This is a genomic window from Paenarthrobacter nitroguajacolicus (assembly GCF_007786235.1).
Lineage (GTDB): Bacteria > Actinomycetota > Actinomycetes > Actinomycetales > Micrococcaceae > Arthrobacter > Arthrobacter nitroguajacolicus_A.
The window spans coordinates 249,285-262,289 of sequence record NZ_VNFK01000006.1; the positions used below are offsets into that span (position 1 = coordinate 249,285).

Annotated in this window: 8 protein-coding genes; 2 read left to right on the top strand and 6 right to left on the bottom strand. The window is 60.5% G+C overall.

Going from position 1 to position 13,005, the window contains the following annotated elements; translation table 11 throughout:
- Positions 1 to 195 precede the first annotated feature (195 nt).
- Positions 196 to 2,625, top strand: a complete 2,430-nt coding sequence (locus FQP90_RS10445) for a GH25 family lysozyme (protein ID WP_439898643.1) — start codon at positions 196 to 198, stop codon at positions 2,623 to 2,625.
- A gap of 107 nt (positions 2,626 to 2,732) precedes the next feature.
- Here FQP90_RS10445 and FQP90_RS10450 read toward each other — a convergent pair whose 3' ends face one another.
- The 3 genes from FQP90_RS10450 to FQP90_RS10460 all read right to left on the bottom strand — a co-directional run bounded on the left by FQP90_RS10450 (position 2,733) and on the right by FQP90_RS10460 (position 5,693).
- On the bottom strand, positions 2,733 to 4,079 hold the full coding sequence (locus tag FQP90_RS10450) for a hypothetical protein (RefSeq protein WP_144649898.1): 1,347 nt from the start codon (positions 4,077 to 4,079) through the stop codon (positions 2,733 to 2,735).
- Positions 4,080 to 4,293: 214 nt separating this feature from the next.
- On the bottom strand, positions 4,294 to 4,731 hold the full coding sequence (locus tag FQP90_RS10455; RefSeq protein WP_244296653.1) for a hypothetical protein: 438 nt from the start codon (positions 4,729 to 4,731) through the stop codon (positions 4,294 to 4,296).
- A 185-nt stretch (positions 4,732 to 4,916) separates the two neighbouring features.
- Positions 4,917 to 5,693 (bottom strand): hypothetical protein, encoded by a 777-nt coding sequence (locus FQP90_RS10460; RefSeq protein WP_144649902.1) that lies wholly within the window; start codon positions 5,691 to 5,693, stop codon positions 4,917 to 4,919.
- 384 nt (positions 5,694 to 6,077) lie between these two features.
- On the opposite strand from FQP90_RS10460, the gene FQP90_RS10465 reads away from it, so the two are divergent.
- Positions 6,078 to 9,374 carry a chitobiase/beta-hexosaminidase C-terminal domain-containing protein gene (locus FQP90_RS10465; RefSeq protein ID WP_244296655.1) on the top strand — a complete coding sequence of 1,099 codons (3,297 nt, stop codon included), beginning with the start codon at positions 6,078 to 6,080 and terminating at the stop codon, positions 9,372 to 9,374.
- Positions 9,375 to 9,446: 72 nt separating this feature from the next.
- On the opposite strand, the gene FQP90_RS10470 is transcribed toward FQP90_RS10465, so the two are convergent.
- The 3 genes from FQP90_RS10470 to FQP90_RS10480 are packed head-to-tail and all read right to left on the bottom strand — an operon-like array spanning position 9,447 to position 13,003.
- On the bottom strand, positions 9,447 to 10,403 hold the full coding sequence (locus FQP90_RS10470) for a glycosyltransferase family 2 protein (protein ID WP_144649904.1): 957 nt from the start codon (positions 10,401 to 10,403) through the stop codon (positions 9,447 to 9,449).
- A gap of 3 nt (positions 10,404 to 10,406) precedes the next feature.
- Complete coding sequence (locus FQP90_RS10475; protein ID WP_144649906.1) at positions 10,407 to 10,886, bottom strand: GtrA family protein; 480 nt, start codon at positions 10,884 to 10,886, stop codon at positions 10,407 to 10,409.
- 2 nt (positions 10,887 to 10,888) lie between these two features.
- Complete coding sequence (locus FQP90_RS10480) at positions 10,889 to 13,003, bottom strand: DUF6541 family protein (RefSeq protein WP_144649908.1); 2,115 nt, start codon at positions 13,001 to 13,003, stop codon at positions 10,889 to 10,891.
- Positions 13,004 to 13,005 lie beyond the last annotated feature (2 nt).

Consider the following 13,005-nt stretch of genomic DNA (forward strand, 5'->3'; position numbering starts at 1 on the left):
GGACCGCGACCTGCCCCGCCCTCGGACACACAGGTATCAACGCCATCACAAGGACCTCGGCCCGCCGGGAACAGTACCGATCCCTTACCTAACGGCAGTTTTACCCTTCCCGAAACGCAGGCGCCCGAGCAGCAAGCGCCGCCGACCGCCGTCGAGTCCTCTCCCGCAGATGCGCCCGTGCCTGCCTCGGGACCCTTGAGCGAACCCGAAGCGCAGCTCCCCGCGACAAAGTCGATGCCGGGCAACGCCCCGGACGCCGAGGCCATGAAGGCGGCCATGCGGGCAGCCATCCCAGCCGGCGGTGCCGAAATGGGCCAAAGGTCCCCCAGGGTTTTGGCCGCGAAGCAGGACAAAAGCGCGTCGGCCCCTTCTGGTGCGCGGGCCATTGGAAATGCGGTCACGTCAGCGGTTCCCATGGCCGCTGACCCCGGACACTGGCGCCCAAGCATCGGCATTGCTGGACAGGATGTTAGCGCCCACCAGGGCAACGTCAATTGGCAGAGCCAGTGGAACCAGGGATCCCGATGGGCCTACGTCAAGGCCTCCGAAGGCAACTACTACCTCAACGAAAACTACACGCAGCAGTACAACGGCTCACGCAATGTTGGCATGGTGCGGGGCGCATACCACTTTGCCATTCCCAATTGGTCTTCGGGCGCTGACCAGGCAAGGTACTTCGTAGCAAACGGCGGTGGCTGGACGGCCGACGGCTATACGCTCCCGCCTGTGCTGGACATTGAATACAACCCCTACGCCGGACGCACCATCAATGGCTTCTACTTCGGCAACACGTGCTACGACATGTCCAAAGCGCAGCTGGGACAGTGGGCTGCCGACTTCGGCAACACGGTCAAGGCCTTGACCGGCCGGTTCCCCGTCATCTACAGCACCACGGACTGGTGGAACACGTGCGTGGGCAACTCCACGTTCGGAAGCTACCCACTGTGGATCGCCTCGTACTGGAACAACCCAACAAACTCCCCGGGATCAATGCCGGCCAGTTGGGGCAATTACACAATGTGGCAGTACAGCAGCACTGGCCCCTTCGAGGGCGATTCCAACATCTTCAATGGCAGCTACGACCAGCTGAGGACTTTCGCCCGGGGGGTCTCCTACCCATCAAACCCGTCCATCAAGTCAGCAGCCGACATTCTTACCACCACCCCGGCCGGACGGTTGGACGCATTCCCTGCCAGCGGGACCGGTCGAATCACCGGCCCTGTCGCGATAGGTTCAGGGTGGGCCGGGGCCAAAGCGCTGTACGTCGTGGACTGGAACCAGGACGGCGTCCAGGACATCCTCTCCCAGTGGTCCGACGGCACTTTGAAGGTGTTCCGCGGCGCTCCTGGAGGCAGTTTCTATGCTCCCATCCAAGTTGGTTCCGGCTGGCAGGAAATGTCCCTGACCGTAGGGTGGTGGAACTACAAGGACGGGTATCCCGGCGTCATAGGTCAGGATTACCTGGGAAACGTGTACAGATACCCGAACAGCGGCGGTGGTGGACTCGGGAACGGGGTCCTGATCGGCACGGGCTTCAGCGGCCACCAACTCAACCAGATCGACTTCGACGGTGACGGCAACCAGGACATCGTCACCCGGACCGCGGACGGCACCCTCCGGCTGTTCCGATCCAATGGCGTGGGCGGCTTTTTCAACGAGCCTGGACGGGTGATCGGATCCGGTTGGGGAGGCATGACGTCCGTGAGCTCCTCGATAAACTTCACCGGAGCGGACTCTCAGGGGCTGCATGCCCGGGCCTCGAACGGTGATCTCTACTACTACCCTGCGGGCTCCGGGACATGGGGCAACCGCAGCCTCATTGGTTTGGGCTGGAACGATGCCAGCCTGATCAGCGGTGCCGCCCTTGATGTGGAGACAACCCTCGGCGTCGACCAAGAGGACCTTCTGGCCGTCCGGCCGGACGCCAACCTCTACCGCTACCCCGGCACTGGTGCCACGGCGCTCATGCCGGAAGACCTGATCGGAACCGGCTGGGCGGGCCTCAAAGCCGGATTCGTGACGGACTGGAACGGGGACGGCGCGCTGGACATCGTGGCGCAGTGGTCCGACGGCCGGTTGAACGTCTACCCCGGCAGGAACGGCAGTGGCTTTGGATCGCCGATTGCCCTTGGCAGCAACTGGAAGGGCTGGACTCTGAGCGTCGGTACCTGGAAGAAGGCAGACGCCCACCCCGGCATCGTGGGCTATGACTCCACGGGCCGGCTGTATTACTTCAACAACCCCTCCGGAAAGACTGTTTCCACGGGTGTTGCCATTGGCACGGGCTGGACAGGCTTGGAGATCGTTCAAATGGATTTCGACAAAGACTCCAATGCCGACCTCCTGGTAAAGAACAGCACCGGCGACCTGAAGCTTTACCGCTCCAATGGCACTGGCAACTTCGTGCAGGAAGCAGCAAGTGTGGTTGGTACGGGCTGGAATGTCATTTCCAGCTTCGGGGCGGTTCGAGGCTTTGCCGGAGCCGGTTCCAGCGGCATTATCGCCCGGACCACCATCGGGGAACTGCGATACTACCCAGTGGGAACCAACAAGTCCTGGGGGACGGCGACCCGCATAGGTACTGGCTGGAACGGCCTGACCATCCTCGCCCCGGCAGCAAAATAGCGCCAGGCTGAAAAGCCTGTCCTGCGAAGCAGCGAGGGCCTGTCCCCGGTCTTTTCCGGGGACAGGCCCTCACTGCTTCGCAGCTTTCAACCTGCGGTTTTACGTGACTACGCGAGCAGTGAATTCATGGCGTTGATGAGAGTGGTTTCTACGCCATTCGTGCCGCCCTTGAAATGCGCCAGATGCCCGTATACCGTCATGGAGCCGCCTGCGATTCCCGGGAAATCGGGTTCCCACCCTCCTTCGTAGCTTCCAAGGGGCATGAAGGGCGGAAAGAATTCATTACTGGGGATATAGCAACATGATTCATTTGCATAACCGCCCACAATGATCCCGTTCGTTCCGCCATTGCGGTTTCGGAAGTAGGCCGCGTAACCACTGACGAGTTCACCACCGATCATGGCGATCTTCAACTGTGGGCTGCCGTTGAATTTCCATACCTGGAAAGGCGACGGAACGGCAGTATCGTAACTGTTGCTGTCGATGCGCCCAATCATGACCTGCGCGTGCCGCTGGTACCACTGCGGCTGGCCGTTGGGATTCGCGAGCCGGGCAACATAGGCAGCACGCACTGCGGCGAGGTTCCCCGCAGTGGGTGTAATGTCCAACGGCAGCTGGACTTCCTGGTAGCGGGTAACCATGGGACCGCTTAGCGCACGCCCCGCAGACTGCATGTTTGAGTGGACGGTCGCACCAAGCGCATCCCCATGCTGGTCCCTGAGTTCCCAGCTGCGGACTCCCCCAGGATCTTGGTCACCGGCCGGGCCTTGCACGAACATCGCGAAACAATTCGGGTTCCGGTTCTCAATGTAATTGCAGGCGCCGGCAGCGAAATCTCCATCGAACAGCGTGCGCAAACCTGCACTGATCGGGTGGCAACCATAACTGAAGATGACTGCCGCGGGTGTACCGTTTCCACGCCGGGCCACCAGGATGGGCACTGCTGTCTCCGTGTAGGGCAAGCCGACCCTGTTGGCCGAAAAATTCTGGGTCGAGACTTTGTAGTCGAATGTCACCGCGGTTTCGTCCGCGTCCAGGGCTTCCTGCGCGAGATTTACGATGGTGTCCTCCAGGTCAGCGCTGTAGGAACGCACCAAGCCCAGGTCAGACAATCCGTAGGCCATGAAGGGATGCAGGGTGTCAATCAAAGCGGGACCATTGTGCGTGTGTGTCGCCTGGATCAGGATGTCGCTGCTGGTCCAATCCGCAAGGTCGATGATCCTGTCGCGGATCCGTTGGTGCATTGACCTCGGCAGCGCTAGGACATCAAGGCTGATGATGATGTGGGGATGGGCGTCTTCCCAGATGAGGATGGCCCGGGCATACAAGGGCTCGAAAGGTGAACTGCTGGTGGCCTCGCGTCCGCCGTCCGTAGAACCGTACCCAGCCATATACGGATTGGTGCTCAGCGACGGCGTTATGTCAGCGCTTGCAGTTCCAATTCGAAACGCCATAAAAGATCACTCCTTGATTGTGCGCAACGGGTGATCTTCGTTTGCCCCCAAACAAAGTCCGTTTCCCGAATACGATGAACAGCCAATACGTGAGACCACCTTCATTAGACCATGCGGTCCCACCATTTAGTGCGGTTGGAAAGGACGGATGTCGCCCTCTCAAACGGTGCGTTTTGTCAGTAATTCACGGCAGCGCACACCCGGTCGATAGCAACTAACCCACCGCTGCAGTCTTGAGCCATCGGGTGAAGAGTGCGGCCTGCGGGGCCAATGGTGCCAGCGTCAGTGCGCCCTTCACCACTGGCACCCCGTAGCCTGCGAGCGAAGCAGCCAGCGTTCTGTGATCAGTACGGGTGCATGCCCTGACGATGCGCAGGCATAGCTCCGATGCCTGGCCGGGTGGAGCACCTGCTGCCACGGCGGTGTTGACTGCAGCTGTTTCCTCGGGAGTCAGCACCTGTGGCCCGCTTCCGACATATGCCACTTGGCAATCGGTGATGTGCATGTATCTTGTTGATGCCCAGACTTCTTCCAGGCTTGAGAACTTGCCTATCAAGCTGCCGTCGGCCGCCGTGCAAGTGAACTGATAACGGATCAGAGGTTCCGGCCGCTCCATGGGGACTTTGTCGTCGTTCGCGACAACAGGCGCCATATCAAGTGCGGAAGGTTGGGAAGTATCTACTTTGGTTCCTGAGCAACCGGCCAAGGCAATTGTTGCCACACCGAGCTGAAGAACACTGCGCCTGCGCATGTCCACCGAGGGATCCCCACTTCATTCGGATGCTCCCCAGCTCCGCATGCATTGGTTATTCGCCCCAAGCCGTTTCCGGCTGCGTCTTAGTACATCTTCCCCCAAATTCCGCATTTGTCACTAGTAAAGTTTTGGCCGGCTTCCACAGCGACCATTTGGCCCGCCTCAGCCAATCCCCCATCAGCAACCACGGAACCATCCGAACGCGTGACGGACCAGGTGCATTCGCTGGCCGCCGGACCAGGCTTTACCAGCTGCACGCCGCCTGGCTCCAGAGCTTCACCCACGGCATGGCTGCCATCTCCCACCCTCGCGCCTTGCGCCCAGCCCGCGATGATTTTTCCTTGAGGCGCCTCGGGACAAAACGCGGCAGCGGCCAGCAATGTTCCTCGGTTTGCCTCTTCGAATCCGCCCGGCCCGGTTTCGTCGCTCACCCGAGTGCACAATCGGAGGACGTCCAGCATGGTAGCCAGGCCATCATCCGTGCCGGCTCCCTGCGGTTCAGCTGTCGAAATTGCTTCTGCCTCACGGGGCGTGGCCTCGAAGGGTTCCGGCCCCGCGAAGGTGACCTCGCAGGAAGCCATTCTCGTGTAGTTATTTGCAGCCCATACTTCGGCGAGGCTCGACAACTGCACTTCGGGCGAGGCATCGAGGCTGGTGCACAGGTAAGCGTAGCGGCCAGGTTCATCGTCACCTGGGGTCGTACCGGCCCCTGGCGTGCCATCTCCGGGACCTGCCGACGGCGACCCGCTGGGTTGCGCGGTTGCGCCGGCGCTGCTGGTGGCCGGCGAACTGGTTCCGGCGGATGGCTGCGGCGATGGAGCCGAGCAGGCAGCCACAAGCATGATCATCGATGCTGCCATCGGAATTAGTCTGCGCATTGTGACCTCCACCTCAATCGTGGGGGGCGGCTGTTGCGCGGTCAAGATGTCGACCCACCCGACGGATATGCGAGCCACATGAGCAGCCCTAAATAATTTCAGTAGTGACAAATGTGAAAATTGGGGGAAGATGTACTAAGACGCAGCCGGAAACGGCGTGGGGCGAATAACCAATGCATGCGGAGCTGGGGAGCATCCGAATGAAGTGGGGATCCCTCGGTGGACACGCGCAATCGCAGTGTTCTTCAGCTTGGTTTGGCATGTCTTGCCTTCGCCGGTCGCTCAAGAACCTCTCATGAAACCTCCCATACCTCTGCCTGGAGCGGACTCGTTGGAGGACGGCATCGTCACAAAGTCACTGCAGCATTGGCCACAGCCAGCTTGGCTACGGCGGCCCTGACCGGTGTGCTCGGGGCCGGCCCGGCATTCGCAGACCAAGCCCGCCAGACAGTGGCTACTGGCCTCACCAAGGCCGCGGGCACACTGGTGGACCCGGATGGCAGGCTGTGGGTTTCGGATGCACGTGCAGGCTTCTGCCGGGTGACGGAGGCTTCCGGTTCAACGCCTGGAGGCCTGGAAACCAACACTTGCTTGGGAGGCACCCTTACCGGTCACGGAAGCGGGCCGGCCTTGGCTGGAACTCCAGCGATGATTGATCCGTCTCCTGCCAGCCACGGCGATGGCGACGAAATCGCGTTCATTCCGGATGCCGCCGTCGGAAGTTCAGACGTCGTACGCGCGCTGTGGAATCCCGACGAAGGCGTCTTCGACTACGACGGCGCGCTGACTATTTTTGACGGCGATCTTCGTCCGAACGCCGTTAGTGACGGCCCGGACGGCAACATCTACTTGTCGTTCGCGAATGCGCGGTCAATCGTCAAGATCGTAAACCCAACAGCTCTCCACCCGAGCATCGAATCCATCGCATCCGTTAACTCGAGTTCCCTCAGCTTGGCTGCCACGCACCGCAACAGTGCAGGCAACGTTGTGGTGTATGTCGCCGAGACCTCCGGGTTGACCGTCTTCACGGCACCCGATGACGGTGTGTTGACCAATTTCGTACCCGCACCGCTCTATAACGTCGGCAAGCCGACGGCGATCTACTACGACTGGCAGTCTCCCCTGGTCCTTTACACCGGGACCGGCGGTGGAACCACCACCGCCGACGCAGGCAAGGACACCATCTCCCGCATTGACTTGAGCACGGACACGGTGGACAACCAGTGGGCCCTCGGCTTCAGCAAAGTGGGCGGCTTGACCATGCGAGACGGCAAGCTGCTGGTGATGGAAGATCCGGGACAACTCGAACCTGCGAAGCCCGCAGAACGCGGCAGGCTACTCACTTTGGGCGGCGTGGTGCCGTCCATCGTCAGCGGCCCGACGGCGGCCAACGGAACCCAAGCCGCCAACCCGGCTTTCACCAACGATTCGACGCCCACGTTCGCAGTAGCGTCCACGCCGCCAGGCGGAGCCCTTGAGTGCAGCCTCCAGTTGAGCACCGCGACGCCGGTGTGGCAGGTCTGCACAGGCGGCACCTTCACGCCGTCAACGGCTTTGGCCAACGGCGCCTACACGTTCTCCGTCCGGGCCGCACCGTCAGGCCTTCCCGTCTCGCGGACATTCACGGTGGATCTGACCGCCCCCGCTGCACCGGTGATCACGTCACCCGCTGCCGGGGCAACTGTCAACGGGTCGCCAGTCCTGGGTGTCACTTCGGCCGCGGATTCCACTTTGGCCTGCTCGGTCGATTCCACCACCACGTTCACAGCATGCAGTAACGGGTACGTATTCAACCTTGCAACAGCAGGCCAGCACGTGCTTAGGGTTCGGGCCACGGATATGGCCGGCAACGTCAGTGCGCTGGCATCGGTGACGGTAACCGCCGACCTGACTGCGCCTCAAGTTTCGGTCACCTCCCCGGCAGAAGGAGCAACGGTGGGCATCGCGCCTTCCTTTGCCTTCACATCCTCATCCCCGGACATTGCAGGGTTCAGGTGCAAGCTTGGCTCCAACGCGTTCACGGCATGCACGTCGCCCAAGGCCTATGCGGATCTTCCAAGTGGTCCTGCCACTTTCACCGTGGAAGCCAGGGACAACGCCGGTAACACATCCACGGCTACCAGGAACGTGACTGTCTTCGCAGCCGACACGGCACCTCCGGTTGTTTCAGTCGATCCTGTCGGAGGAACATACGGGGCCAACAAGACCATTACCTTGTCTGTCAATGAGGCAGCCACCGTTTTCGTCACCACGGACGGTACGACGCCTACGGCCTCCAGCCCTGTCTACTCCGGCCCGATACCGCTGACATCGATGACCCTGAAGTATTTCGCGCGGGACACCGCGGGAAACACCTCAGCCGTTGCGACACAGACTTACATCCGGGACGACACGGCACCCACCTTGACCGTGAATCCCGCCGCCGGCGCCTACGCTTCGGGCCAACTGGTGACAATGTCATCCAATGAAGCCGGGAGCATCTTCTACACAACGGATGGCACAAACCCCGCCACTTCCGCCACGGGAACCACCAAGGCGTACACCGCAGCATTTGCCCTGAATGCCAACACCACCGTGAAGGCCCTGGCGGTCGATGCCTACGGAAACGCCTCTGCGGTAGCTACCCGTGCATACACCGTCCTGGACACAACGCCCCCGGTGGTAACAGTGGCGCCGCCCGCGGGCAGCTACCCTGCCAACCAGCAGATCACGCTCACGGCCAACGAACCAGGATCGAGTATCTACTTCACAACCAACGGCACGAATCCGACGGCGATTGCAGCCAACAAGTACTCCACGGCCATAACGCTGACAACGGCCATGACCTTGAAGTACTTCGCAGTTGATGCGTCCAACAACAGTTCAGCCATCGTCACGCAGGCATACACAGTGACGGCGCCCCCGGTCAACACCTGGAAGGACTACACCGGCGACGCCAAGAACGACGTCGTGGCACGCGACAACGGCGGCACGCTCTGGCTGTATCCGGGCAACGGTACCGGAGGGTGGCTTACCCAACGGTCTCTGGGCACAGGCTGGAACTCGTTGAATGCCATCGTTCCCACCAAGGACTTCAACGGTGACGGACGGAGCGATGTCCTGGCCCGCGACACCAACGGCGTCCTCTGGTTATACCCCGGGAATGGAACAGGGGGCCTCCAAGCGAGGGTCCAGGCCGGGACAGGCTGGGCTGGCATGACCCTGATACTCGCACCGGGCGACTTCAGCGGTGACGGCAAGGCGGATGTCCTGGCCAGGAATTCGGCAGGAGCCCTGGTGCTCTACCGCGGGAATGGCACAGGCGGCTTCGCTTCCAGCGCTCAGATCGGCACGGGGTGGAACGCCATGACGGCTATCTTGAGCACTGGCGACTTCAACGGCGACAACAAGACCGATGTCCTGGCCAGGGACACTTCGGGCATCCTCTGGCTCTATCCCGGCAATGGGACGGGCGGGTGGCTCAACCGGGTTCAGGTTGGGAGTGGCTGGAGCGGGATGACCGCTATCCTGGGCCCTGGCGACTTCAATGGGGACGGCAAGAATGACGTGCTAGCCCGTGACGCCGGTGGCAACCTCTTCCTGTACCCCGGTAATGGAACATCCGGATGGCTCTCCCGCAGCCAGGTGGGCTGGGGCTGGGGAGGCTTCACTTCCCTTCCCTAAGGGATAGCAAAAGGAAGAGCCCGGACGCTTGGCGTCCGGGCTCTTCCTCCATGCAAGCCTCTACAGCAATTGCTAGGTGCGTTCCTTCATGGGATGCATGGTGGGCCTGTCCGGACTGGCTTGGATGTCCAGTTGGAGTGACACCAACAGCATCTGAACGCCCAGCACAAAGGGCACCACAGCCAACATCACCGACCCCGCAGTCGGAGATCCGACACTAGCTGCAAGGACCCAGATTCCGGCAACCAAGCCCATGACAATAAGGACAAGACCCGCGATCAGCAGAAGCGCAACTGCGGAGAAGGACCAAACCATGTACTTCCACCACACACGGCGCCAGAAACCGCCGAAGAGCATCGCCAGAAGCTCGGGAATGACCTTCCGCAGCTTGATGCTGGAAACTTCGTTTCCATAGACGGCAGGAATCGGAACATCCACGATCGGAACGTCGAGGATATTCAGGTGAATCAGCAGGTCATTCTCGAAGCTGTATCGTGCTGCCACTTTGTTCATCGGCAGGCGACGAAGGACTTCCGTCCGGATTGCTGTGTAGCCATTCTGCGGATCGAAAATGTGCCAGTAACCCGAAGCGAGCTTCGTCATGAAGGACAGGACAATGTTGCCAAAGATGCGGTAACCCGGCATACCAGCAAAAGACTCACCCGAGAAGAAACGGTTAGCCTTGGCGAAGCCATAGCCATCCACTACCGGATCCAGGAGCTGGGGAAGGTACTCGGGGTCCATCTGGGCGTCACCGGCCATGACCACGTTGATGTCGGAGCCCAATTCCATGGCGGCCTTATGGGCTGTCAAGACAGCGCCGCCCACACCCTGATTGACTTCGTGCCGAATCAGGGTGACCCGGCCGTCGTCGGCGCGGAGGGCGGCACCCGAAGTATCATCAGGGCTGCAGTCATCAACAATGACGATGTCATCAACAAAATCAGGCATCGTTTCGATGACCTGCGCGATGTGGTTTTCTTCTTTATAGGCCGGTACTACCGCGGCAATTCGAACGCCTCGATACATCGATTATCCTTCGCTGCTGTTAGGTGTGAGTTTCTGTGTTGGCGTGTCGGTACCCGACTGGCCATCTGGCTGTTCGCTCTTCGCTTGCTTCTTTTGCGGGAAGATCCAGTGCTTGTAAATGAAGTAGTTCCATCCCATCGTCACGATTGTCGCAACGACCTTCCCCACGACGTATCCGGCACCCAGGAATTGGAAAAGCTCAACAATTCCCATGACGGCAACCGTGTTGAAGGCCAGGAGGCCCGAATATCGAAGGACTCCGCCCAGCGCCGTTCCACCGCCATTGAAAGCGAAGTGGCGCTGCAGGAAGTAGTTGAAGAAGAAGCTTCCCCAGAACCCGGCGCCTGTGGCCAGCCACAACGGCCAGCCGAAAACCTGGAAGCAGAGGGCCAGAAGACCAAGGTCCACAAGGAAGCTCAGTCCGCCTACCAGCAGGAACTTGAACAAGCTGGAAGCCAGGAAGTTCCGGATGAAATTCTTCATGATCAGCAGATCCTTCCTAGCGGGGCTATCCCATCCGGGTTCCTGTTCTCAAGGATTCCCGAAACGCCATCAAGCTGAAGGCGGTCCTTGGCGGCCGCGTCGAAGGCCTCTTTCCCTCCAGGCAACTGGGACCAATCGATCTGGTAGAGAGCGGCGTTTCCTTCGCGCACCACGAGTTTAAGGTACGGAATGGCGTCAGGCTGGGTAAGCCCTGCCTTGGGCTCGTCCCATGCCCGGATCCTGCCATCTGCAATATAGACCCACTCAATGCCCAGCTCTGAAGCGGCCTCGCGTACTGCAGGATCCGTGGCCAGCTCCGGGAGTTTTTGAAGGACAAGCAGCTGCCTGTTCGTGGGTAGAATCTCGAAGTGACGGATCATCGGCATACGGTTGCCGAGGGCGTACATCCAAACCGAGCCGTCACACGAGTCATTCAGCACCGTGGCGTCCTGCGGCACGTATTGATCAATTTTGCTCAGGAGGCCCACTTCCGATGCGCTCAGCGTCGCCCCATCCACCTTCGTGTTGATGTTGATCCGCTGGGCGTTTTGCTTGAAGTACGGAATGGCTGCGATGCCACTGATCAAGAGCACCGCGGCTGCAGCTACGGCTGTCACCACATGGCTGGGCCGCCTGGACGTCCTGTTTCCGTCATCCCGGGAAGCCGAGGTCCTGTAGCGGATCCTTCCGATCAGCCAAGCGATTGCTTCCGCCAACTGTGCCACTCCCAAACCGGCAAGCGGCACCAGAAGCATCACCAGGATGCCAAAGATGCGCCACTGGTCGTCGTAGAACGGAGCCGTCAGGGTCATGAACCGCGGGTTATCAGTGCCCATGGTGTAGACCGACAGGAAAGCGAAGGCTAGCACGGGACCGAAGTACCACCACATGCGGATCCTCAGCACGACGGCCAGGCACCCAAGGGCTACAAGAGCCGTCAGGATGGGCATGGCCATTGACCCGTGGTTCAGGAAGATGACGTTCTGGATAGCTCCGTTGCGATCGGTGTCCGCAGCCCACACCTGCTTGGATACGCGCTCGGATTCCTTCAACATCTGGGCGATGATCGGCCATCCAAGGACAACTGCAAAGACGCCGGAGACCGCAAGGTAAACCGTGATGCCCAGAATTCTGCCCTTGCGACGCACCAAGGCCGACAGCATCCAGAAGAGGAGCACGGGAAGCACGACGAAGGCCAGTGATGGGTGAACGGCGATCAAACCCACCGCCCCAAAGGCAATACCGGGGATCCAGAATTTTTGCCGCTCCACGGCGCCCTTCACCGCAAGCAGCGCAAAGGGACCCACCAGCAACATGCCAGCGAAGAACGGAATCAGCGGACCGCGCCACAGGAGATCGTAGGGGTACACCGTAAACCAGCCAGAAACAGCGGCGGCTGCGGCTACAGCAATCGGCCGGCGGGTGACAAGCATGGTCAGCGCCATGGTGCTCAATGGCAGCTGCACTGCCATCATCACCAGGACGAAGACGTTGAGGAAGACGGGAATGCTGACGCCGCTCATTGGCCAGAACAATGACAACACTGCATGGAAGGCGATCGGATAGCTCCGGATGGGAGCCTCAGGAATAGTGGTGTCGTAGTAAGCGAAGTTGCCCGCAATGCTCGGATCCCACTCGTGGTTCACCGAGATCAACCGGATCATGTTGGCATGCCACGGAATGTCCCAGTCCTGGTTGATTCCAAGGAGACCTTCTGTACCAACGATCCACGACACGGCAGCCACAGCGCCGCCGGCAATCAGACCCGCCAGAAGGATCCACCACGAGCCCGCGAAACGGTGTTTGCCGAAGATGCTTGGCTGCGTAAGGATCGGCGCATCGAATTTGTCAGGGAAGTAGCGCTTCAAGGCCATCCTCAGCCCAAAGAGGATGCCGGACAGCACCAGCAGCACAGCCATCACCGGAAGCAGCTGCCAACTCAGTCCCAGCGCGTCGCCCATGACGCCAATAACCGTCAACACGCCCATGCCAAGCAGAGGTGCCACCACGGGCAGCAACACACGGCGAACGCCCAACGCTTCGCCCAGAATCCAGCCTGGGCCCCACCACAACACAACGATCAGGAGTACACACAACAGCAGCGGGCCGATACCCATTC